This is a genomic window from Paenibacillus sp. J22P90 (assembly GCF_059692195.1).
This window is the reverse complement of sequence record NZ_JCAUAY010000004.1, coordinates 331,185-354,289: the sequence shown is the minus strand read 5'-3', so window position 1 is coordinate 354,289 and position 23,105 is coordinate 331,185. Positions and strand designations below refer to the sequence as shown.

Below are 23,105 nucleotides of genomic sequence, written 5' to 3'. Positions count from 1 at the left end.
CCATCAAAGATATGCCTATTGCGATGAAATTGATTGTGATGAGCGCTATTTTTATTGCGGTTCCGCTTGGCATTGCCAGTTATCTAACTTACACAAGCTACTCGGCTTCGATTCAGAAGAACATTGGGAAATATCAGATGGATGTCGTGAAGGAACTCACTGCTAACATTGATACGTACTTGAATGAGCTTAATTTATTGACGCTATTACCTTATCAATCCCCTCAAATCATGAAGTTTCTGGAGGTTGGCGATCAGACGAACGGGAGTCTTTCTTTTAACGATCGCGTGACGATCGAGGATTTCACGAAACGAGTGTTTGCGAACGGACGCGTAGACATTTCTGGTTTGACCTTATACCGAACACGAAGCGGCAATTCGTACACAGCGATGTCGGAAGAGCAGGCGAATTATACGCAGCGTGATGTGAGGAATGAAGTCTGGTACGATAAGGTTTCTAATACGGGTAAGGTGGTGTACATCGGGACATATAACAAAAATGGCTCCGATGCCACGAACCAAGTGTACTCTTTTGCTAGGAAAATACGCAGTGTAGATACAGGTGCTGTTCTTGCCTACATTGTGTTGGACGTGGATAAAAATATTATCCGCAATAAGATGGAAGCGATTTCCAATGAAAAAAAGAACATCATGATCGTTGATAATGACGGCGCGATGATTTATAAGAGCATGGTGAGCGGTCCTGATGCGGAGCAAATCAAGCAATTCAAAGGCACTGGTACGGTCGTCTATAAGCAAAATAAGGATGCGGAGTTGGTTTCCTATTTTACCTCGCCATTAACGGGGTGGACGATGATTGAGATGGTTCCTCTGGGGATTTTACTTCAGGACACGGTGTATGTGCGGAATTATATTATTGGAATCGGTGGCGTGTGCTTGCTGTTAGCGATTATTATTTTCACTTTATTTGCCCTGCGCATCACCAATCCGATCAGTGAACTGCGCAATCTCATGAAAAAAGTCGTGCTTGGCGACTTGGCCGTCTCCATTCCGATTCATAGTCGTGATGAGATCGGGCAGTTGAGTCAATCTTTTAATATCATGGTCTCGAAGCTTAGTGATCTGGGTTATCGGCTGTATGAGTCAGAGATCAGGGAGAAAAATGCCCAAATATCGGCGCTCCAGAGTCAAATTAATCCGCATTTTTTGTACAATACGTTAGGTTCGATTAGTATGTATGCCGAAATTCAAGGCAATAAAGAAGTTGTGAAAATGACGAACCATCTTAGCAAGCTGCTTCGCTATAGTATAAATAGTCATCAGAACCAAGTGCCCCTTCATATGGAATTGGAGCATGTCACGGGCTATATGGCGATTCAACAAATTCGATTTGAGGATAAAATTAAGTTCCATGTCCAGATTGAGCCAGAGCTGCTGAACTGCTCGGTCATTCGCTTTATTTTACAACCGATTGTGGAGAACAGTATTGTGCATGGGATTGATAAAGGCAATGGATATGGCACGATTAGCTTGATCGGTAAAAAACAGGATAACCATATGCTGATCCAAATCCAAGATGATGGCGCAGGGATGAACGCAACGCAATTACAGAACCTGATTGATCGTAAATTTCAAATGAAGACGACGGAAGAGGGCACAGGCGGTACAGGGTTAATGAATGTACATCGGAGAATCGCGTTGCGCTATGGGAATCAGTATGGTGTGACGATTGAGAGTGATCTTAAGCAAGGGACGACGATATCATTAACGCTACCGCTCATTGCAGGTCATCATGAAGGAGGGAGAATGAATGCCTAGCATATTAATCGTGGACGACGAAACCATTTTTCGCAAAGGAATACGATTGATGATTACGGATATGAACAGTGACTGGTTCGTGATCGATGAGGCAACGGATGGCGCAGATGCTCTAGAGAAAATTGAAGCGCTGCAGCCGGATCTGATTATTACAGATATCAAAATGCCAAGGATTGATGGGATTCAGCTTCAATATATTGTGAAAGAGCGATTTCCTCATATTTCATGTGTCGTGATGAGCGGGTATAACGATTTTCAATATGCGCGTGAATCCTTGCGTTTGGGTGCAAAAGATTACTTGATGAAGCCTTTTGGGCGTGAAGAGCTCTATGCGTTGCTCACCAAGCTGCAGGAAGCGTGGCTGACAGAGAAACGTCCTAGTAAATCCAATGGGATGGATCAACAGGTTCAGAATCAGATGCGCCAGCATGTGCTAACGGGTCTACTGACGGGGAATGTTCATCATGGTGAGGCGGAGCTGCTCGATAACGTAGGTATCCAATTCTCGCATACGTATATTAGCTGTTTAATTGCCAAGCTGGATCGGGATTCCGTGTCAGATGAGCGATATTATCAGTTGAATCCTTCGTTGTTTTCCATTTACATTCAGCAGTTTATCCAAGAGAGTCTCGATGAGAGCTATAAAGGGTACGTTTTTATTCACCACGACACGGAAGTTGTCGCTCTGATTAACCATGATGATGTTGTAAGCATTAATACGGAGATAGAGAACCTGACGAATCGGATTCGTAAGGATATTCGGGTGCAGTCCAATTTTACCCTGACATTCGGTTTAGGCAGTCCAGCCAAGGATCTGGAATCAATTCCCAAGTCGTATAAAGAGGCAGGATTCGCGTTGTTATACCGTTTGGTAATTGGCGGGGATCGGTTGTTTTCGAACGAGATTGTGGCCGAGATGAAAATGGAAAAGCATGATTGGCAAGCCGCCGATTGGCATACGTTGAATCAGTTCGTCCAAGAAGGGGACTTGGCGAACGTTCAACAGCAAGCTAGCCTTTATGTGACGAAGCTTTGCCAGCAGTGGAAGGATCCTGAAATCATTCACCAACAAATTTGCAAAATGCTGCTGCATTTCTACGAGTTGGCTGTGAATTTGGCTGTTGTGAAACAGTGGCTGCAGAACACGGATGTGAAGCAAGTTTTGGTCGATATTTACTCCTACTCGTCGAGCAAAGAATTGACGGAGCGCTGCCAGAAGCTGCTTGGCGATCTTACCGTCTGTATCGGGAACCGCAAGAAAAAGATGGTGACCAGTCCCGTTGAGATTGTTGTCCGTTATGTAGAGGAGCACTATGCGGAATCGATCACGTTAAATACGATGGCCGAAATTGTTTACCTCAGCCCGTCCTATCTCAGCAGCTTGTTTAAAAGCAAGCAAGGGCAGTCCTTCATTGATTTCCTGACGGAGAAGCGGATCGAGAAAGCGAAATCCCTGCTGCTCTATTCGGATGAAAAAATTCAAGCCATTTCGGATTCTACTGGATTCACGAACATTAGACACTTCAATCGCGTGTTCAAAACGATCACTAATCGCACCCCATCCGAGTTCCGCGAGGGGAAGAGCGCCGAGCCGTTCAAGGTTAATTAAACTTGAGCGGTTTTTTGCGTTTTAGATGAAAAGTATCCATACCATTGAGGTGCGTCTGAATAAACTAGTAGGGAAACTAGCATGGAGAGGGGGCGCATTAGTGATGAAAAAAGTACGAGCACCGATCGGCGAGAATCAAGTGTATTCCAATCGTGTAGCACGTTCGGAATTTGATGAGAACTGGAAGACAAGCGTAACGGGTAGCGGTTATGTCGTGTACACAGCTACTCGGAATAATGCGAAGATTATCGTGTTACTTACTACGGGATTAAGAAAGTTGCTTACGTTCAATAAAGGCGGGAAAGTACTGGTAGGCTCTGGCGGGGTCAGTCATTATAGTAAACCGCATAAGGCGCAGGATTTGAATTAGTTGGTGGTTTGAGGGCTACTCGAGAGGAGTTACTCGAAAATATCGAGTAACTCGAGTCAAGAGGACGTATCGAAGAAACATAGCAATAGCGTGCAACAATTAAGCAATATAGTAATATAATAGCGCTTACAAACATGCTACGCTTGGTGTATACGGACTATATTTATTAGCAAGTAAAGGAGGGAAATAGAAAAATACATAGCTGATCAGAAATCTTAAGAAATGCATTATTACGTTTTACATAAACAGTCACTATAGGAGGAATTTAAGCATGCGAAAACCACTATCCAGCAAGCTGCTCTTCCATTCAACACTGGCGTCTCTGCTAGTATCAGCGACCATCGGGCTCACGCCCGCTGTTGCCGCTGTTGATCCGACGTTACCAAACTGGTCCACAGCGGGTTACAAAGGTGGCCAGGCGCTGCCTACAACGGGAACGCAGATTGATCTAACAACGAAAGGCATTACTGCTAATGATGGCGTCGACGATTCGAATGCGTTGCAGCAAGTCATTAATGATATTCGCAGCGGTGCGTTGACTGTTAATGGAGCAGTTGTAAGCGATACCAACAGGGCGATTCTGAAATTCCCTGCAGGTCAAATTGACCTCAACAAGCAAATTCGTGTCGATGCCAGCTATATCACGATTCGAGGTGCTGGGAATAATCCAACGACCGGTACGAAAATCGTGTTCAAGCCAGCGGCAACGTACTCTGAGGATCCAGCGAATCCAGGCGCTCCGCTCATCGATGGCAAAATGTGGCCAGGATACGCAGCCTTCCGCGTGGAAGATCGTGCGAAAGATTCTGGGGACACTACATACGAGGGGAGCATCAACTTCCACTGGCTAACAGGGGAAAGAGTGGCCTCGGCAGGCGGCGGCACCAAAGGCACCACACTTGTCAAAGTAGCCTCAGGCAAAGGCTCGCAATTTGCTGCCGGCGATACGATTTATGTTGGCGCCGCCAATACGGTTGCCTTTTATGATCAGATGCAAGCTCCACAAGCTTATCGCTACAACGGCCATATGCGTACGCAAATGTTCAAGGTCGTGAGTGTCAGCGGGGACAATATCACAATTGATAAGCCGCTTGAATTTGACATTCCGTTCAGCAATAGCGGGCAGCTACCTGCGGATCCTGGCGGTTCCAATTCCACGTATTACAGTAAAGTCATGAAAGTGACGGCTGTGAAAGGCGTGGGCTTTGAGGATTTTTATTTTACACAAGATATTTCATACACACCTTACAATGGACTCATTAATGCCAATGATTACGATGCAGTTACAAACCCCGGTGGCGTTGGGCTTAAGTATAAGAATGAAGCATTAGAGTATGCGGTGCATGGCATTTTGTTCAAATTCGCGCAGGATGGTTGGGTTAAAGGCATTCGAACTTATATGACGGGTTCCCATCCTATCGTGACAGAGTTTGCCAAAAATATGGAAATTACTAATAACATTATTTATGGTGCTTGGAACAAAGGGAAAGGCGGTCACGGGTACGTACGTGGCTCCAAATTGTACGATTCCAAAATCACCAATAATACGATCGATCGTGTTCGTCATTTAACCTTACAGTGGTCGGCGACGGGCAACGTGATTCAAGGGAACGCACTGAGTGCTGACATGAACCTGCACGGAGGCTGGGAACGCCATAATTTGATTGAGCAAAATACGATCGCCATCCCGTTCGAGCATAGCTCTTGGGGGGAAGGTGAAGGCGGCCAAGATATGCTGGAGGGCACTTGGTACCCGATTTGGTATGGTGCTGGCCCACATGCGTCTAAATGGTCTGGCGGTACGGGCGAGCAGAACGTATTTTTCAACAATACGATGTCAAAGCAAACGACCAAAGGTGGCGCTTATGTTCCTTTTGCTCCTTATAATAGTGCCACGACGATCTACCAAATCGGTTGGGATGGCACACAGTGGACGCATTTGCAGAAGCCTACGGGGACTTTTATCAGTACATGGGGGCAAAATGAAACCGTTGATTTCTCGCAAGCTCCGAATAAAGGAGTATATGCTTGTTTGAGCTTTACCGGCAGCTCCTTATTAGGCAGCGGAACGGCGACGAACTCTTGTACCGGAGGGGCTGACACGCAAGCGCCTACCGTGCCTGCAGGAATGACGGCAACGGCAGCATCCAGCTCGCAAATCAATTTGAGCTGGACGGCTTCAACAGATAACGTTGGCGTCACGGGGTACGATGTGTATCGCGGCGGAACGTTCCTGAAGACGGTGACGGGCACGTCCACAACGGATACGGGCTTAACTGCGAGCACGGCCTATAGCTATTACGTGCGGGCGAAGGATGCAGCGGGCAACATTTCCGCGGCAAGCAATACAGCAAGCGCGACGACGCTTGCAGCTACCGATACGCAAGCGCCAACGGTGCCAGCGGGGATGACGGCAACGGCCGCATCCAGCTCGCAAATCAATTTGAGCTGGACAGCGTCTACAGATAATGTTGGCGTTACAGGTTACGATGTGTACCGAGGAGGAACGTTCTTGAAGACGGTAACGGGCACGTCCACATCGGATACGGGCTTAACCGCGAGCACAGCTTATAGCTATTACGTGAGAGCGAAGGATGCAGCAGGCAACATATCTGCAGCGAGCAATACAGCGAGTGCTACCACTTTGAGCGGCAGCACATCAGCTACATTGAATCCGACTGATGATGCTTATGTCCATGAAAGCAATGCGACGACCAACTACGGGAACGATACGACGATGTTCCTGAAAACATCGTCCGGCGCTAACCGCTATGTGTACTTGAAGTTCGACTTGAGCAGCGTTTCCAGTGTAACGAGTGCTAAGCTGCGCATCTATGGCAGCGCATCTGCCGCAACGACGGTGACAGCTTATCAAACAACGGATAGCTGGGCGGAAGGCACGTTGACTTGGAGCAATAAACCTGCCATCGGAAGCTCAGCTGGCAGTATCGCCATGAATGCAACGAATGCTTACTATGAAATTGACATCACCTCGTATGTGCAAGCGCAAGCAGCTGGAGACAAGATCGTCTCCATTGAGCTGCAAGAGAGTGCGGGGAAATACACGACACTGAATACGAGTGAAAATGCTTCAAACAAACCGCAGCTAGTTATTCAATAAACTTGATCAATAGTATTACTTTCCGACATTTTCGCATATGATTCGTTAGGAAGCGAATATATTAAGGGTCGGGGAGTGGAAGGCGCATGTCTTTTTTTGATAAAGTGAAGCAAGGGGCATCGGAAGCAGCGAAAAAAGCGCAGCAAACCGTTGAGATTACGAAATTTAAAACGCAAATTTCTTTGAAAGAAAGAGAAATTGATAAAATTTATAAATTAATCGGCGAATCGGTTTATACTTCTTATCTATCCGGAGACTACACTCGTGTGGAAGCTAATGTGAAGGACTATTGTCTCGGCATTGCTCAAATCAACCAAGAGATCACGGATCTTGAACAGAAAATTACCGAGGTTCGGAATGAAAAAGAATGCGTATGCGGCAAAGTGGTCGCTGCTGACACGAAGTTCTGCTCGACCTGTGGTCATCACTTTGTATAAAAAGTTAGCTTGAAGCTATCAAGCAGTTTTCGCAGAGAAAGATTCTGTGAGAGCTGCTTTTGTTTTTGAGGTTGATCCACAGCCTATGTTAAAATAGTTAGACACAAACAAATAGATTAATGGAGGCATACAAGATGGCTGAACGAATCCAAGATCCAGTTGTAAAAGTAGAAATGCTCATTCGAAGACCCGTTCAAGAAGTATTTGAGGCTTTTATTAATCCTGAAATCACATCGAAATTTTGGTTTACTCAAGGCAGCAGTAAATTAGAGGCAGGTACTCGCGTGCAATGGCATTGGGCGATGTATGGGGCAACTGCGGACGTAGAGGTCAAAGAAATCGAGATCAATAAGCGAATTGTTGTGGATTGGGGTACCTTAGTGGAGTGGTCGTTCACCACACAAGCCGATAACGAAACGTTTGTTGTCATCACGAACACAGGTTTTGCGGGCAGCGCAGATGAAATTGTAAAGCAAGCGCTTGATTCCACAGAAGGGTTTACCATTGTGTTGTGTGGATTAAAAGCATATTTGGAGCATGGTCTCCGCTTGAATCTTGTAGCGGACAAGGCTCCCTACGCAAATATTCAATAGTTGAAGGAGTACTACATGGAAGTCATTCTTACTACGAATCGCATGTCACTGGTGCAACTAGACTATTCACATTGTGATTTGGTCGTGGATTACTTTAGTCGTAATCGTGACTTTCTAGAGCCATGGGAAATGGTGAGAGACGAGTCGTTTTTTACAGCGAGCTTTCAGGCAGAATTGTTAGTGATCGAACGAAAACTGTTCGAAGACGGGCTGTTGTTCAAAGTGTGGATGCTATACGATAATCGTATCATCGGTTCTATTTCGCTCAATAATATCGTGCGTGGCGCGTTTCAATCCTGTCATCTGGGCTATCGGTTGGACAGAGAGCTGCTTAATCGGGGACTGATGACGGAGGGACTCGAAGCAGTCATTGACTATGCATTTACAGAATTACAGCTTCATCGCATCGAAGCGAATATTATGCCTCACAATGAGGCGTCCTTACAAGTCGTCAAGAAACTAGGCTTTTATGAGGAAGGCTTGGCAATCAAATATTTAAAAATTCATGGCGTTTGGGAGGACCATCTTCATATGGTGCTTCGAAATGTTGGGATGGAATGAGCAGCGTTGGATCGCTGCTCTTTTTTATTTTCTCTATGATGAGAAGAGTACATTTTCCAATTCGTGGCATAATAGAAGTAAATTTTTGCTAAAAAGGGGACGTAACATGAGAACATTGCTGTTCGTAATGGTCTTCGTTTGCAGCATCGCTCTTCAAATCGGTTTCAATATGATTTCATATAGAGAAACTTTAGGTCTCGCTATTCACGATTTTGTACCCGCGGCAAACAATAGGCCAGAACTTATATGCGTTATCCTCATTGGCTTCGCTGCAACATTGCGAGCTGATTGGAAATATAGGAAGCGATCGTAAATCAATTGAATCCTCCGGGCAAGGAGATGAACTTCGGAGTATGGAGAACATGACCTCAAGGCAGCTGTTTGCAGCTTTATTTATGTTCCTTCAAGGCAGCGCCATCTTGTTAAATCTAGCAACATCCTCAGGACGAGATGCTTGGATTTCCTTGCTGTTGTCTGGATGCTTGGGAGCTATCATCTTTACGATCTATCTATATATATTAAAACGATTTCCGAATGCAGGGTTGTTTGATTTGCTCATTCAAGGGTTTGGCAAGTGGATGGGGAGCATCTTTGTATTTTTGTATATTATTTACTTCGTTTACATTGCCTCACGCGATGTTAGGGACATTACGGAGTTGATTTCTAACGCAGTCATGCTCGAAACGCCGAAAGAGATCATAGCAGTTTTATTCATACTCCTAGTGCTGTATGTAGCTGTGACAGGAGTACTTAATATTTTTCGACTGAGTACGATTTATATTTGGGCATTTGCTTTTTTATATGTTTTGGTGATCACTTTAATCTTTGTTACCGGCCAGTACGAATGGGGGCACCTCAGACCCATCTTGGGAGAAGGCGTCAAGCCAGTGCTTCATACGGTGTTGTTTCAAACGATGGAGTTTCCCTTTGGGGAAACCATTGTGTTTATCGCAATAATCGGTACTTATCTCACGAGTATGAAATTCCCAAAAAAGGCTGGTATTTCTGCCACAATACTGAGTGGCGCCATCTTAGCGATCTCCTCCATCATCCAGCTTATTTCATTAGGTCTTGTAACCAAACAGCGCACGAATTTCCCAATGGTCAGTGCGGCCAGAAACGTTTCCATCAGTACGTTTCTCGAGCGTGTAGATATCTTAATCGTATTTATTATGCTGCTTGCCATTACAGTGAAAGTTAGTATTTTCTTATTTGCAGCGTTAAAAGGAGTTGAAACCATATTTAAATTTTCGATTCAACAAATGGTACTGCCATTCGCCGTCATCATCTACATGATGTCACTTCTGATGTCGAGAAATATAGCCGATCATTTGCAAATTGGCATCGTGGTCGTTCCTATCTTTATGCATATCCCGTTGCAGTTTGTGGTACCTGCAATTTTGTATGTGGCGCTGCTTGTAAGACAAAGGAGGTTGAAAACTTCATGATCGTTTCCCAGCCGAAGAACGTCGAGATTTCGTTGCCTCTTGAATGGCAGCAAACGGAGCAAATCATAAAAGCTTATATCGGGAAAACCGAAGATGCCGTAGTAAATACGATAAAACTCGGCTCCAAGCAAGGATTGATTGTCTATTTCAGCAGCCTTGCAGCAACAGATAAGATCACCTCCGAGTTGATTCAACCGATGATCGAAACGGATTTCGACTACGATCAAATTCAGATCTTGGAACCTTTTCGCTTAGTTGCTGTAGGCGGATTGCCCTATAAATACGTACAAAATGTAACGGAAATCGTGAATGAAGCTTTGCTTGGCCATGCCGTTATTTTGATAGAAGATGAACCGCAAGCGCTTGCCATTCAGATAGGCGGAATGGAAATCAGGCAAATCAGCGAACCGAAAACGCAGACGACCATATTTGGCCCAAAAGAGGGTTTTGTCGAGTCCTTAGACACGAATATCAGTCTCATCAGGAGAAGAATTAGAGATCCGCGCTTACAATTTCTTTCCGCTCGCTTGGACACAGAGATTCATCCAAGAGTTTCAATTGCTTATTTAGAAAGCGAGGCGAGCAAGGAAGCCTTAAATGAAATTTTGGACAGATTGCAACGAATGGCAATTGACTCCACATTCGATATTACTCAGCTCATGCTCCAGCTGCACCCCCAAAATAAACTGCAAATTTTTCCGTTGGCGTTGAATTCTGAACGTCCTGATACCGCTGCATCATTCTTATTAAGAGGCAGAATTGTTCTGTTAATGGACGGTTCACCTTATGCCGTAGTCGTTCCTGCGAAGCTGGTTGATTTTTTTCATTTTCCTGAAGACAGGTACATGATTTCGATCTATGCCAACTTCATTCTAGGGCTTCGTTATTTTGCTTTCCTATTATCTGTTTTTTTGCCGGGGGCATTTATCGGAGTAACCAGTTACAATGCAGAGATTATGCCGATTAGTCTCGCCTTGGCGTTATCGGGACAGCGAACGGATGCTCCGTTTCCCTCCGTGTTTGAACTCATTATGGTCGAAATTATTTTCGAACTTATTCGGGAGGCTGCTACTCGAATGCCTAGGGCTGTCGGCAGCGCGCTGACGATCGTTGGTGCCCTCGTGATTGGACAAGCGGCTGTCGAAGCTGGTGTGATTACGAACATTGTGATCATCGTCGTTGCGACTTCAGCTGTAACGAGCTACCTGGTTCCTTATGATGAAATGGTAGTTGTGGTTCGAGTACTAAGATACGGGTTCATCATACTTGCCTCTGCCTTTGGTATCTACGGACTCTTTATAGGAATCGCAGCTTTGGTTTGTTACGTGACCAGTCTGCGGTCGTTCCGTAGCCTATATGTGGGAAAAGGAGGGTGAGCATGATGGTACGGCTCGGCGGAAAATGCCTCTTGGTTATCCTAGCATGTGTTCTCCTATGCGGCTGTTGGGACTATATCGAGCTAGGGAATGAGTTAATCGTTACTGGTATGGGAATTTCTCCTGGAACCGGAGAGAATTACATCGTGGATATTGAAGCGGCGAATACCTCGGAGTTTGTTCAGAACAAGCGGATGAACATATCGAAATCTTTACTTTACGAGACGGATTTTAACACACTTGCAGATGTCAGCACGCGCATTAATCGGGGGCTGCCGAGACATGTGGACTTTAAGCATATGCAGCTTCTCGTCATTGACGAGGCATTGCTTCAAAAAGGTGATCTAGTGTTCTTAGATTTTTTGGAGCGGTATAAGGATATCCGGAATATTATTTACATTTACGCGGCGAAAACAGGCACGGTGAAGGACATCCTAACGACCGAGTTTTCAGATCTGACCATTCCCACCTATAAAATCAGGGACCAAATGAATCAATTTTCGGATGAGTGGGGAGGTATTCAACCGCTGCAAATGCAGGAATTAATCCGATTGCTCACGGAAACGGGCCATCAGCCTGTCATCCCTTTATTGGAGGTGAAAAATCCCTCCGAGGGAAGCAAGTCGATGGACTATGCTAAGAAACTTGATCTGAATACCTATATCCATCTCAAGGGAACTGCTGTGTTTAAGGGGCCCAAATTAGTTGGTCATTTGAGTGTAGAAGAAACTAGGGATTATTTATTAACGCAAAAGAAATTTCGCCGCAGCTCTTTTGATATCTCCTGTGGCAACAATCAATATTTTAATGTGTATGTGCAGCAACGCGTGAAAGAAATAAAGGTCAAATATATAAACAAACCGGAGATATCTGTTAATCTGGACTTGATTGGCAGACTGGACGAGAATCAATGTAAGGGTTTGTTTTCAGGCAATACAAGGGATTTTAATACAATTGAAAAGCTTACCGAACAAGAGATTGGGCGGAGAGTTCTCAAAACGATTAAGAAGGTGCAGCAACAATATAAAAGCGACATTTATGGGTTTGGTGAAATTCTGCGCCAAACGGATTACAAGAGCTTTAAACAAGTCAAAGATCAATGGGATGATGAGTTTGCGGAAGCGGATGTCAAGGTCAATGTAAATGTTGCACTCCAAGGCTCCGGCATCCGAATGGGCGGTTTTATTGATCAGATCAAAACGAAATAGCGTACTTACACAGCAGTGGCAGACGAAGACTTGTATTTTCAAGTCTTCTCTGCCGCTGTTTCATAGCTGAGTTCCGCTTTTTTCTGATGCCTCGTCGCAACCTGCGCCAAATATTTATGAATCCAAGCATCGACGGTTTCGGAATTCAAACCATGCTTGCGAAAATGACTCGGCGGCGTACCCATTTCCCGGGTAAACACCTGGGTAAAGTAGTGGATACTTTCAAATCCGGTATCCTCGGCGATTTGTTTGAGTGGGAGATCCGTGTAGCCTAGTAAATAGGCGGCTCTTTTGATTCGTTCCGTTTTAACGATGGAAGGGAAGGATTGCCCCAATTCGTCTGAAATCAGACGTGAAAGCTGCCGCTCCGATAAGTGGAGGCTTTGCGCCACGTCGCTTAGTGCCATTTTATGAGAAAGATGGTCCTGAATATAGGATTTGACCTTCTTAAGGGTACCTTGTAGTTCCAAATCCGTGGTAGATGAAGCGGTTACTCCTGAGCGGCAATGCTGCAGAAACAAGGCGATACAGCTCATGACCAGCGTGTAAGCTAGATGCTCAACCGTTTCCATATAGCGATCTCCCGACTCTGAAGCTTGGATGAGCAGCGCTTGCCAAATGAGCATGGGGGCTGTCCCCTCAGCATTTGGGATGAAGAGATGCGGATATACGCATAGCTGGCTAAAATCCTGCATGAAAGCATCGCTAGATTCGGCCGCGACCGGCTCAAGTGCAAAAAATAAGAGCAGCATGCCTTCATCGCTTTGAATGGAATGACGGCTCTCTGGCTTCGAGCAATACAGCGTCCCTGGCCGGAGTGGATACGTAACGCCATCGTGAAAGTAATGTCCTTCGCCTTCGACGACGTAGCAAATTTCAAAAAAGGAATGGGTATGTGGACGATTCCCCTTATGCTGCGGTTTTGCCCCCCAGTAATGAACAAAGATGGAAGCGGAGGCACCTTGCAGCTGAACCACATTTTGATTAAGGTACAGGTTACTGCGCGAATAAATAGATGGACTCAGCACGCATGGAGACTCCTCTCAAGTAGACTGAAAACTATTATAGCATGGATTTTTTGAAAAAAAGCGGCCTGTTTTTATAAAGACGGAAGCGCCTTCATTTTCTATAATTACTTTTATAGGCATGTAGAATCTGCAAAGGGGCTGTGAACAGTGGGGAAAGATTTGAATATTTCACTCGCAGGCATTATGGGCTTCCCGGTAACTCCGTATAATCAGCAAGAACAATTGGATGAGAAAGCTTTCCAAGCGAATGTCCGATTTTTATTAGAAAATGGGTTGGATTCAATCTTCGTTTGTGCGGGTTCAGGTGAATTTCAATCCTTGGATATGAACGAATATGGTCAATTAGTCACGATTGGTGTTGCAACTTCAGCTGGCCAAGTTCCTGTGTTTGCAGGTGCTGGCGGCAATATCAGGGAAGCTGTGCAACGGGCGGAGCTTGCTGAAAAGCTTGGCGCAGACGGCCTTCTGCTGCTCCCGCCGTATCTGATCATTCCCGAGCAGGAGGGATTGTTCAACTATTATCGAACGCTTGCGCAGAGCACAAGCTTACCTGTCATTATTTATCAGCGTGATAACGCGATTTTTAACTTAAACACCCTAGAAAAGCTGACGACCCTACCCAATGTCATTGGATTTAAGGATGGGGCAGGTAATTTCGAGCTGAACATTGAATTTGTTCAATCTCTTGGTTCAAGATTGCAATGGATGAATGGGATGCCACTTGCGGAATTAACGATGCCTGCCTACTCGGCACTTGGCTATTTATCGTACTCATCGGCGATATCTAACTATATTCCGCAGGTATCGAGAACGTTTTATACAAGCTTGCTTGCTGGAGATCAGGCGATGGTCAATAGCATTTATCAAGAAGTCATTTTACCGATTCACAGGATTCGTCAATTACGTAAAGGGTATGCGGTTTCACTGATAAAAGCGGGAATGAACATTGTAGGCTTGCCAGTAGGGCTTGAAGTGCGAACACCGCTAGTTCAAGTGGAACACGAGCACTATGTGAGGTTGGAGTCCATTATAAAACGAAGTTATGAGCTGGTCGCGGTTGCCAATAACGGTTAGGAGGAAAATGTCATGATGAAGGTATCCATACAAGTTCCTACGTGTGAACTATCCGATAGCGATTTGAGGCAAATGTGTCAGCTTGGGGTTGACTGTATCGATTTTACGCAGGGAGGCTCCTTTCCAGGTGTTCGTGAGCAAGGTTTTCCGGATCTGGATCAACTATTGAAGCTAAAACGCAGAGTTCGCTCCCATGGAATGGAAATTAATCGCGTGACACTACCAGATATGTCAGCTAGCTTCATGCTGGAAGAGGCGGGTTCTGAGATCCAGTTGGACAACGTCAGCAATGCAATCAAAACCTTCGGGGAAGCGGGAATCACGCTCGTTCGTCAGCGTTTTGCAGGCGATGTATTTCCCTATATGGCGGAGGAATATACGGCTATACACCGAGGAGGCGCGTTAGTTCGCGGCGAATCGTTGAAACGTAATTTGGACAAACAACCGCCAACGGTGGAGCAATTGAATGCATGGTGGAAGCGCTTCGATGTGGTATTTGGGAAGCTGGTTCCTCTAGCAGAAGAGTACGATATGAAATTAGCCGTTCATCCATCGGATACGCCGTATCATAACACCCCATTCGGCGGACTTGGTTTGAATCGGGTGCTAGACAGCTTTCCAAGCAGAAATGTTGGTCTCGTTTATTGTGTTGGCACACGTGGCGAAGCTGGCGGAACGCCGCTCGTGCTGGATGAGATCTATCACTATGGCCGGAAGGATAAGATTTTCCTAGTTCACTTCCGCAATGTGCGAGGCAGTCTGGCGACGGCGGGTGCATTTGAAGAAGCGATGCTAGACGACGGGCATATGAATATGGCTAAAATCCTGCTGGAGCTTCATAAAGTGGGTTATAACGGTTGTATTAATCCAGATCACATCACCTCGCTCGAAATGGATCGTGCACCGCATCGAAGTGCTGAAACCAAGATGAATTGGGTTGGCTGGGCCTATGCCATCGGTTATGTAAAGGCACTATTAGCTGCACTAACTGAGTTTAGAGGCGGGAGAGATTAATATGACGGAGATCAAAACGTATCTAAATTACATCAGTGGTGAGTGGCAAGCCGCATCTAGTGGTGAAGTAGAGGCGAGTATGAATCCTGCGAACCGGGATGAAATCGTTGGTTATGTACAGCGATCATCCATCAAGGATTTGAATGAGGCTGTTGCGGCGGCTAGTGCAGCAAAATTAGGCTGGCGGAAATTATCCGGTGCTGCACGCGGTGATCTCTTATACAAGGTAGCAGATAAGCTAGAGCGCCGCTTGGATGAAATTGCGGAGATGATGACGCGCGAAATGGGGAAAACAATCCCTGAGGCCAAAGGTGAAACAGCGCGGGGCATCGCTATTCTGCGCTACTATGCAGGCGAAGGCATGCGGAAGACGGGAGACGTCATCCCGTCAACGGACAGCGCAGCTTTAATGTTCACGACACGAGTACCGCTTGGTGTTGTTGGCGTGATTACACCGTGGAATTTTCCCGTTGCTATACCAATTTGGAAAATAGCGCCGGCTTTAATATTCGGAAATACCATTGTGTTTAAGCCTGCTCAGGAAACCGCAGTAACAGCTGCGCTGGTCATGGAATGCTTCCAAGAAGCAGGTATCCCCTCTGGTGTTGTTAACATGGTGACTGGGGATGGTGCTGTGATCGGTCAAGGAATCGCAGATCATCCAGATATTCATGGCATAACTTTTACAGGATCGGATCGTATTGGGAAGCTAGTTGGCCAAGCCGCTCTTGCGAAAGGAGCAAAGTATCAGCTGGAAATGGGAGGTAAAAATCCAATCATCGTGGTGAACGATGCGGACATTGACCTCGCTGTCGAAGCAACCGTAAGCGGCGGTTTACGCTCTACCGGGCAGAAATGTACAGCTACTAGCCGTGTTATCGTCCAGAGCGACGTGTACGAAGTGTTTAAATCGAAGCTGCTGGAGCGTGTTCAGCAGATCCGAGTAGGGGCAGGAATGGATCCATCCACTTGGATTGGGCCGTGCGCGAGCGAGAAGCAGTATGATACGGTGCTATCTTATATAGCCAAAGGCAAAGAAGAAGGTGGTACCTTACTTTGCGGCGGTGGTAAAGCGCAGGGGCCGGGCTTGGAGGCAGGCTTCTTCATAGAGCCAACGGTATTTGAACAGATAACGAGCTCGATGACGATTGCTCAGGAAGAGATTTTTGGACCTGTTCTTGCCTTAATCAAGGTGGATTCCTTCGAGGAAGCCATTCAAATCGCTAATGATGTGAAGTTCGGGCTTAGCGCATCGATATTTACGAAGGATTTTTCCCGAATGCTCACCTTCATACAGGATATCGACGCAGGCCTTGTGCGAATCAATGCTGAGAGCGCAGGAGTCGAGCTGCAAGCTCCATTCGGTGGCATGAAAATGTCCAGCTCTGGCTCGCGCGAGCAAGGGCAGGCAGCTATTGAGTTTTACACAGATATCAAAACAGTGTTTATTAAAGCTTAAAATAATGCCAGTTGCTGGAAACAGCTGGCTATTTCCTTTTGTGCTTCTTGACATGAAACCGCTTTGCAATACATAATGAAAGACACTATTAGGTGTCCCATTACAGTGTGATGAGTCGGGAGAGGTGAATATGAGCGAGAAGAATCCAATACGAGATGTGTACGATGCTGTAGCCGATCCTACTCGACGCAAGCTTCTTCATCTTTTATCCCAAGCGGAGGAATTACCTCTGTACGAGATCACACCGCATTTTGAGATGGGGCGAACGGCGGTTTCTAAGCATTTAACGATCTTGAGAGAGGCTGGACTTGTCGTTGATCGCAAGGTTGGTCGGGAAACGCGATATCGATTGCAGGCAGCACCGTTAAGAGAAATTCAAGACTGGGTGGCCTTCTACGGCAAATTCTGGACCGATTTTGAGGATGATGAGTGATATGGTGATTATCGGTTTACTAGTCATTCTGGTGTTCGGAGTGCTCTTTATCGTATATAGTACCCACTGGGTTCATTATTCCAATATTCAGGTAGGCGATCCAAGGAAGAAGCATTTCACCGTCGTTCAGATATCGGATCTGCATGGTCAAACGCATTTTATCAATGGCACGCTGAGTAAAATGGTGAATAACGCAAATCCCGATATGGTAATGATCACTGGTGATCTGGCTTCAACAAAGGAGCAATTGGATTATGTTTTAAAGGATATACGTAAAATCAAATGTTCTCAGTTATTTTTTGTTCCGGGTAACCATGAGCGTTATGCCTCAGATGATAAAGATTATGATGACATGATTCGGAGCATTGGCGAGTCTAACGTTACTGTCTTGTCCAACAGAGGAATCCCAATTGATCTAGATGACAAGAAGTGGTTGGTATACGGATTTGATAACTCGATTAATGGGAAGGAACGCCTTACCTTTCGCCCTGAAGAGTCCCACAATTATGATAGGGTCATCGTGCTTGCGCACTCCCCGAGTATTATACAATCTGAGCTACTGGACCAACTCCCGTATGACTTGCTGCTCGTCGGGCACACGCACGGGGGGCAAATTAGGCTGCTTGGACGCACGATTGGCGCTTATAAAGACTATCACATCGGACTAAAACGGTTGGATAAGCGTAGACACTTTTATATCCACCGAGGATTAGGCACTTCAAGGATACCGATCCGTGTGGCTTGTTCGCCAGAGATTGCGATTTTTAAAATTAGTGTGTAATTGATAAGGCTGTCGCATAGGTTGCGGGGGCCTTTTTTGTTGGGGCAACAACATCCCTCCTAACTGATGGTACTAGTCGTTTTATATGTAAATGGTGATTGAGAATTTGAATCTGAGAAAGCGTGGTGAACTTATGGAAGTTATACGTTTAGCTATGGTTGAGGATGTGGATACACTTGTTCAAATGCGCTGGGATTCCTCCGAAGAATATGGGGAGAGTGGGGCAAATGTTGAGGAATTTCAATTGATCTGCAAAGCGTTTTTAGTTTCAGCGATAGCAGGGAATGATTGGCACATTTGGATTGCAGAAGTGAATGGCGAAATCGTCTCCCATATGTATCTGCAATTGATTCATAAAGTGCCTAGACCTGGTAAATTACCGGATCCTACTTTTGGCTATGTGACCAATGTGTATACACGTCCTTCTTTTAGAAGCAAGGGGATAGGAACCCAAATTCAACATGCCATGGAACAATGGGCAAAAAACAATCAAGTAGAGTTTCTGATATTATGGCCAAGCAGCCAGAGTGGTGATTTTTATGCGAGAAATGGGTTTTCGCGTAGTGAGGAAGCGTTGGAAAAACATTGGTGAATTGCAGGAGGTGCACGAGTTGGTTAAACATGTTTACATCATTACGGGGGCCTCGAGCGGGTTAGGGGCAGAATTAGCACAGCAGCTGTTGGCGGAGGAGAACCTGGTATTTGGTCTATCGCGAACAGTGAACAAAGAAATTCAGCAACTCGCCTATGAATTAGGTTTCAGTTTCACATTTGTAGCAGCAGATCTTTCCCAGGTAGCGAGTATTGAGGTCATTTTACAAGACATTCTGGCAGCCTTAGATTCGGCAACGATTGCAACCATCACACTCATTAACAATGCGGCAACGGTAACTCCGATTAAAAATATTCAAGGCTGTACGCAAGACGAAATTGTCGCATCTATTCAGCTTAATTTGACAGCTCCGGTTATGCTTACTTCCTGTTTTATCAAAACTACGACGAGTTGGGCGGCTAAGCGAACGATTGTTAACATCTCATCTGGCTCAGGACTGTACCCTGCAAGTAGTATGAGCCTTTATTGCTCGACGAAAGCAGCGCTCAACATGTTCACGAAATGTGTGGAGCTTGAACAAGCTGTCGAAACGAATCCTGTTCGGATGCTTACCTTCGATCCCGGCATGATGAACACGGCTATGCAACAAACGGCACGAGAAACCGATTTCGAGTTATCGAACTATTTTACATTACAAAAAGATACGGGGAAGTTAGCCGAACCTGAAACTGTGGCGAGTGACATTATTATCAAAATCAGAGATCAAAAGTCTTGACGAAAGATTTACAGAAACAGCTTCCTATGCTACCATACTCCTAGTGATAATGATTCTCATTTAATGAGATTTGATACTAACAATTGGAGCTGATCGGCATGCAAGGAACGTTGGATACGCTGGCATACGAAAATCGCACAATCTATGTATATACACCGCCTTCCTATAAGCTGGATGACACTAAGCAATTTCCATCCCTCATCGTACAAGATGGGAGTTACTTATTTGTGGATTCCATGGCTGCGCTGGAAGCGGATTTTGAAAGTGGTGTGACGCAAGAGGTGATCTTCGTTGGGATCGAGCCTCTGGAACGCAATCGCGAATATACACCATGGAGAGCGGAAAATCTGCTCAATGACGGCGGATTTTTTGATGGTGAAGGTGACATGTATTTGAAAATGGTGACCGAAGAGATCTTGCCATTTGTAAGGGCGCGCTATCGGATCATAGAAGATCCATCGCAAACTGGGATAACTGGCGCTTCTTTCGGAGGATTGATTTCATTGTATGCGGCTTTTCAAAAGCCTGAATATTTTGGGCGATTTGCCCTGATCTCAGCCTCGCTATGGTATGCCAAAGTGATGGATTTCATTGAAAAGAATGAAATCTCACAATCCGATATGCGGATCTACATGTATGTGGGAGAGCAAGAAGGCGTAGGGCGGACTACGCTGCAGCAGTTCATGGTTGCGAATACGAGGCGAACCTATGAGTTGCTAACGGAGAAAATACTTGGCGGGAGGGACTGTGTTCATCTGGAGACAGATCCTGAAGGGTTGCATTTGCATAGTTATTTTAATGCTAATTTTCCTCATGCGATAAGATTTATATATCCCGGTACTAACATCTAAAAAATCGGCAACCAAAGACGGTTTAATCGTCTAAGGCTGCCGTTTTCCCCTTTTACAAAGGAATAGATTTCATAGCTTGCTTCATCACTCTTCCCACTGGCACATAGATTACATCCTCGATGGTCATCAACCGGGAAATTAGCTCATCGGATAAAACATTACGACCATCCAGTAGGATTGGCTGGCGCATCAACTGAACCATGAGAACCCAGTTCAATTCAGCGAATTGCGGCCATTCTGTCAGAATGATGATCGCGTCAGCGCCTGCCGATACCTCATAAGCCGAATCCGTAACCGTAACGCCATCTTCCTTCATTTGCTGAACGACAGGATCATAGGCATGAAGCTTAATCCCATAGAGGTGACAAAGCTGGACTAGTGTGAGAAATGGCGCATCGCGAACATCATTCGTGTTCGGTTTAAAGGAGATACCCAGCACGCCAAGCCGCTTACCACGAGGATTACCCCATAGGGAGATCAGCTTATCAACCACTTGAGGGATTCGCTCTTCATTAATTTGAGCGGTCGCTTCGAGCAAAGGAAGTGCACGTCCTATGGCTTTGCCGGAAGTTAGCAGAGCTTGTAAATCTTTCGAGAAGCAAGAACCACCGTACCCAATGCCAGCTTGCAAAAAGTGAGGACCAATGCGTCTATCCGCACCAACGCCATCCATTACCTGGCGAATATCCGCGCCATACCCTTCACATACATCGGCTATCATATTGGCGAATGAAATTTTCATCGCAAGGAATGCATTGGATGCATACTTCATAAGCTCCGCGCTGCGTCGATCACAGACTTGAATAGGGGCTGCGATCCCATGAAATAGTTGGCGAAGTAGAGTTTCTGCCTGATAGGACTTGCAACCAAAAACAATGCGATCAGGATGCATAAAGTCATGAATCGCACTGCCTTGGCGCAAAAATTCCGGGTTGAAAGCAACCTCCGTATGGAGTCCAGCTGCGAGTAGTTTGGCCTCTAGCTTATCGCAAGTGCCAACGGGAACCGTGCTTTTCATAATCACGAGTGGCGGACAGATGCCAGTTAGCTTCAATTGGTCAATCACATCGTGCACATGGCTGAGATCACTTTGGCCGTCTTCACGAGCCGGGGTGCCTACAGCAATCATAAGCGCATCAGCATCCGCTAATGCGCTTTCTAGATTTGTTTCGAAGAACAAATTCCCCTCACTTCTGGCGATAAGTAGCATGTCTAGCAAATTAGGTTCCCAAATGTTCAATTTATTCTCATTTAAGTTTTGGATCACATGTTCTCGGTCGACGGCTGTCACGATATGCCCCAGCTTTGCAAAGCAAACTGCTGCAACTAAACCCACGTACCCTGTACCAACTATTGTTAATCGCATGCCAAGTCCCCCTTAAGCTGAGTAGAAGCCGGATTTCTTACCGATACGGCGAAAATCGATAATTTGTTCATAATCATGGAGCAATTGATCAAAGATGGCGTCCCATGAACGACCTAGTGCGAACTGTCGGGCTGCTTCCCGGAAATCAGTCATGCGTGTAATGTCATCCACCAGTGAGCAGATTTCTTGGACAAAAGATTGCGGCTGACGCGGTTTACATAATACGCCAGTCTCTCCGGGGAGTACCACTTCTCGCACTCCGCCGCTATTGGCCGCAACAACAGGAAGTCCCGATGCCATGGCTTCTTGTACCACATTGCCGAACGTCTCCGTGCTGGAAGGGAAGACAAATAAGTCAGCAGAAGCATAGATTTGTGCAAGCTCTTCGCCGCTTTTATAGCCTGCGAAGGTCACGTTGGCGGGTGCTTGCTCACGCAGCTCTTGAAGCTGCGGCCCGTCTCCTACGATGAGCCAGTGAACGCGAGATTTCACAGAGTCTGGCAGTAGTCTCATGATGGCGGATAAGGTGTCAATATCTTTTTCAGGCGCAATGCGACCTACATAAAGGAAGAGGTAAGGGGCTGTAATGCCGTAACGTGCCCGAACGTCATGGCTATTCTTTTCAGGCGTATATAGCGTGCAATCAATCCCGCGGGACCATAGCAGCAAGCGATCAATCCCTTGTTCCTGGAGCGTGTCTATCGTATCGCGAGAGGGAGCGAAGGTCGCGTCGCAGGAGTGATGAAACCATTTGGTGTAGCTCCAATAGAGGGGGATTGCAGCTTTCATGCGGTAATAAGTCAAATACCGATCAAAGTGCGTATGGTAGGAGGCTACATGTGAAATGCGGTGCTTGCGCGCGTAGTGCAGGCCACATAAGCCGAGGTTAAAGGGAGTTGCGAGATGGAGTAAATCGGGACGGAATTGATCAAGCTCTGTACGAATCGCTGCAAGATTAGGTAGCGCGAGTCGGCATTCAGGATAAAGAAAAAAAGGGATACTCGTAATGGGGCGAATCGGATCAGCGTACACCGTATCTGCTGTGCTTTTTGGAGAAAAAACTAGATGATCGACCCCACGGCGATTCAAATAATCAGTTAGTCGCCCAAGCGTGAGTGCAACGCCGTTCATTTGAGGAACAAAAGTGTCGGTAAACAACGCGAGACGCATATGAATCCCTCCTGCAGTTCCAATTTAACTTTAGCGTAGCAAGAAAGTATTCGGGGAATATCATTGGAATATGAAGGGAATATAATATTTTCTAATTTGT

The 23,105-nt window shown here is 45.8% G+C and carries 21 protein-coding genes; 18 read left to right on the top strand and 3 right to left on the bottom strand.

What is annotated here, in order from left to right:
• Positions 1-23 precede the first annotated feature (23 nt).
• From AC58UX_RS15875 to AC58UX_RS15830, 10 genes are all read left to right on the top strand, one after another.
• Positions 24-1,778 (top strand): cache domain-containing sensor histidine kinase, encoded by a 1,755-nt coding sequence (locus tag AC58UX_RS15875; protein ID WP_497254311.1) that lies wholly within the window; start codon positions 24-26, stop codon positions 1,776-1,778.
• On the top strand, positions 1,771-3,387 hold the full coding sequence (locus AC58UX_RS15870; RefSeq protein WP_497254309.1) for a response regulator: 1,617 nt from the start codon (positions 1,771-1,773) through the stop codon (positions 3,385-3,387). The genes AC58UX_RS15875 and AC58UX_RS15870 overlap by 8 nt, the downstream gene beginning before the upstream one ends.
• A 103-nt stretch (positions 3,388-3,490) precedes the next feature.
• Complete coding sequence (locus AC58UX_RS15865; protein WP_497254307.1) at positions 3,491-3,757, top strand: hypothetical protein; 267 nt, start codon at positions 3,491-3,493, stop codon at positions 3,755-3,757.
• 271 nt (positions 3,758-4,028) lie between these two features.
• Entirely contained in the window at positions 4,029-6,878 is a 2,850-nt protein-coding gene (locus tag AC58UX_RS15860) for a fibronectin type III domain-containing protein (RefSeq protein ID WP_497254305.1), read from the top strand.
• An 86-nt stretch (positions 6,879-6,964) separates the two neighbouring features.
• Complete coding sequence (locus AC58UX_RS15855) at positions 6,965-7,315, top strand: zinc ribbon domain-containing protein (protein WP_497254303.1); 351 nt, start codon at positions 6,965-6,967, stop codon at positions 7,313-7,315.
• Between the two features lie 134 nt (positions 7,316-7,449).
• Complete coding sequence (locus AC58UX_RS15850; RefSeq protein WP_497254301.1) at positions 7,450-7,908, top strand: SRPBCC family protein; 459 nt, start codon at positions 7,450-7,452, stop codon at positions 7,906-7,908.
• 15 nt (positions 7,909-7,923) lie between these two features.
• Positions 7,924-8,469, top strand: a complete 546-nt coding sequence (locus AC58UX_RS15845; protein ID WP_497254299.1) for a GNAT family N-acetyltransferase — start codon at positions 7,924-7,926, stop codon at positions 8,467-8,469.
• Between the two features lie 353 nt (positions 8,470-8,822).
• Positions 8,823-9,917 carry a GerAB/ArcD/ProY family transporter gene (locus AC58UX_RS15840; protein ID WP_497254297.1) on the top strand — a complete coding sequence of 365 codons (1,095 nt, stop codon included), beginning with the start codon at positions 8,823-8,825 and terminating at the stop codon, positions 9,915-9,917.
• A complete protein-coding gene (locus AC58UX_RS15835) occupies positions 9,914-11,293 on the top strand; it encodes a spore germination protein (RefSeq protein WP_497254295.1) in 1,380 nt (459 codons plus the stop codon). The genes AC58UX_RS15840 and AC58UX_RS15835 overlap by 4 nt, the downstream gene beginning before the upstream one ends.
• Positions 11,294-11,295: 2 nt before the next feature.
• Complete coding sequence (locus AC58UX_RS15830) at positions 11,296-12,501, top strand: Ger(x)C family spore germination protein (protein WP_497254293.1); 1,206 nt, start codon at positions 11,296-11,298, stop codon at positions 12,499-12,501.
• A gap of 38 nt (positions 12,502-12,539) precedes the next feature.
• Here AC58UX_RS15830 and AC58UX_RS15825 read toward each other — a convergent pair whose 3' ends face one another.
• A complete protein-coding gene (locus AC58UX_RS15825) occupies positions 12,540-13,529 on the bottom strand; it encodes a helix-turn-helix domain-containing protein (protein ID WP_497254291.1) in 990 nt (329 codons plus the stop codon).
• 147 nt (positions 13,530-13,676) lie between these two features.
• Here AC58UX_RS15825 and kdgD point away from each other — a divergent pair, with 147 nt between their 5' ends.
• The 8 genes from kdgD to AC58UX_RS15785 all read left to right on the top strand — a co-directional run bounded on the left by kdgD (position 13,677) and on the right by AC58UX_RS15785 (position 20,469).
• Positions 13,677-14,603 carry a 5-dehydro-4-deoxyglucarate dehydratase gene (gene kdgD, locus AC58UX_RS15820; RefSeq protein WP_497254289.1) on the top strand — a complete coding sequence of 309 codons (927 nt, stop codon included), beginning with the start codon at positions 13,677-13,679 and terminating at the stop codon, positions 14,601-14,603.
• A 12-nt stretch (positions 14,604-14,615) separates the two neighbouring features.
• Complete coding sequence (locus AC58UX_RS15815; RefSeq protein WP_497254287.1) at positions 14,616-15,617, top strand: mannonate dehydratase; 1,002 nt, start codon at positions 14,616-14,618, stop codon at positions 15,615-15,617.
• 1 nt (position 15,618) lies between these two features.
• Complete coding sequence (gene gucD / locus AC58UX_RS15810; RefSeq protein ID WP_497254285.1) at positions 15,619-17,076, top strand: alpha-ketoglutaric semialdehyde dehydrogenase GucD; 1,458 nt, start codon at positions 15,619-15,621, stop codon at positions 17,074-17,076.
• A gap of 130 nt (positions 17,077-17,206) precedes the next feature.
• Positions 17,207-17,509 carry an ArsR/SmtB family transcription factor gene (locus AC58UX_RS15805; protein ID WP_497254283.1) on the top strand — a complete coding sequence of 101 codons (303 nt, stop codon included), beginning with the start codon at positions 17,207-17,209 and terminating at the stop codon, positions 17,507-17,509.
• Position 17,510: 1 nt separating this feature from the next.
• Positions 17,511-18,290, top strand: a complete 780-nt coding sequence (locus tag AC58UX_RS15800; protein WP_497254281.1) for a metallophosphoesterase — start codon at positions 17,511-17,513, stop codon at positions 18,288-18,290.
• Between the two features lie 133 nt (positions 18,291-18,423).
• Positions 18,424-18,882 carry a GNAT family N-acetyltransferase gene (locus AC58UX_RS15795; protein ID WP_497254279.1) on the top strand — a complete coding sequence of 153 codons (459 nt, stop codon included), beginning with the start codon at positions 18,424-18,426 and terminating at the stop codon, positions 18,880-18,882.
• Positions 18,883-18,901: 19 nt separating this feature from the next.
• Positions 18,902-19,618 (top strand): SDR family NAD(P)-dependent oxidoreductase, encoded by a 717-nt coding sequence (locus AC58UX_RS15790; protein WP_497254277.1) that lies wholly within the window; start codon positions 18,902-18,904, stop codon positions 19,616-19,618.
• 98 nt (positions 19,619-19,716) lie between these two features.
• Entirely contained in the window at positions 19,717-20,469 is a 753-nt protein-coding gene (locus AC58UX_RS15785; RefSeq protein WP_497254275.1) for an alpha/beta hydrolase, read from the top strand.
• 52 nt (positions 20,470-20,521) lie between these two features.
• Here the strand turns inward: AC58UX_RS15785 and AC58UX_RS15780 are convergent, their stop codons facing one another.
• Together AC58UX_RS15780 and AC58UX_RS15775 are read right to left on the bottom strand one after the other, a co-directional pair.
• Complete coding sequence (locus tag AC58UX_RS15780; protein WP_497254273.1) at positions 20,522-21,835, bottom strand: UDP-glucose dehydrogenase family protein; 1,314 nt, start codon at positions 21,833-21,835, stop codon at positions 20,522-20,524.
• 12 nt (positions 21,836-21,847) lie between these two features.
• Complete coding sequence (locus AC58UX_RS15775; protein ID WP_497254271.1) at positions 21,848-23,005, bottom strand: glycosyltransferase family 4 protein; 1,158 nt, start codon at positions 23,003-23,005, stop codon at positions 21,848-21,850.
• Positions 23,006-23,105: the final 100 nt, after the last annotated feature.

Excerpts from the sequence above, each read along its gene's own strand:
- AC58UX_RS15795 (WP_497254279.1), top strand. The coding sequence starts at position 18,424 with ATGGAAGTTATACGTTTAGCTATGGTTGAGGATGTGGATACACTTGTT.
- AC58UX_RS15845 (WP_497254299.1), top strand. The coding sequence starts at position 7,924 with ATGGAAGTCATTCTTACTACGAATCGCATGTCACTGGTGCAACTAGAC.
- AC58UX_RS15870 (WP_497254309.1), top strand. The coding sequence starts at position 1,771 with ATGCCTAGCATATTAATCGTGGACGACGAAACCATTTTTCGCAAAGGA.
- gucD (WP_497254285.1), top strand. The coding sequence starts at position 15,619 with ATGACGGAGATCAAAACGTATCTAAATTACATCAGTGGTGAGTGGCAA.
- AC58UX_RS15865 (WP_497254307.1), top strand. The coding sequence starts at position 3,491 with ATGAAAAAAGTACGAGCACCGATCGGCGAGAATCAAGTGTATTCCAAT.
- AC58UX_RS15775 (WP_497254271.1), bottom strand. The coding sequence starts at position 23,005 with ATGCGTCTCGCGTTGTTTACCGACACTTTTGTTCCTCAAATGAACGGC.
- AC58UX_RS15815 (WP_497254287.1), top strand. The coding sequence starts at position 14,616 with ATGATGAAGGTATCCATACAAGTTCCTACGTGTGAACTATCCGATAGC.
- AC58UX_RS15850 (WP_497254301.1), top strand. The coding sequence starts at position 7,450 with ATGGCTGAACGAATCCAAGATCCAGTTGTAAAAGTAGAAATGCTCATT.
- AC58UX_RS15830 (WP_497254293.1), top strand. The coding sequence starts at position 11,296 with ATGATGGTACGGCTCGGCGGAAAATGCCTCTTGGTTATCCTAGCATGT.
- AC58UX_RS15855 (WP_497254303.1), top strand. The coding sequence starts at position 6,965 with ATGTCTTTTTTTGATAAAGTGAAGCAAGGGGCATCGGAAGCAGCGAAA.
- AC58UX_RS15805 (WP_497254283.1), top strand. The coding sequence starts at position 17,207 with ATGAGCGAGAAGAATCCAATACGAGATGTGTACGATGCTGTAGCCGAT.
- AC58UX_RS15780 (WP_497254273.1), bottom strand. The coding sequence starts at position 21,835 with ATGCGATTAACAATAGTTGGTACAGGGTACGTGGGTTTAGTTGCAGCA.
- AC58UX_RS15875 (WP_497254311.1), top strand. The coding sequence starts at position 24 with ATGAAATTGATTGTGATGAGCGCTATTTTTATTGCGGTTCCGCTTGGC.
- AC58UX_RS15835 (WP_497254295.1), top strand. The coding sequence starts at position 9,914 with ATGATCGTTTCCCAGCCGAAGAACGTCGAGATTTCGTTGCCTCTTGAA.
- AC58UX_RS15860 (WP_497254305.1), top strand. The coding sequence starts at position 4,029 with ATGCGAAAACCACTATCCAGCAAGCTGCTCTTCCATTCAACACTGGCG.
- AC58UX_RS15840 (WP_497254297.1), top strand. The coding sequence starts at position 8,823 with ATGGAGAACATGACCTCAAGGCAGCTGTTTGCAGCTTTATTTATGTTC.
- AC58UX_RS15785 (WP_497254275.1), top strand. The coding sequence starts at position 19,717 with ATGCAAGGAACGTTGGATACGCTGGCATACGAAAATCGCACAATCTAT.
- AC58UX_RS15800 (WP_497254281.1), top strand. The coding sequence starts at position 17,511 with ATGGTGATTATCGGTTTACTAGTCATTCTGGTGTTCGGAGTGCTCTTT.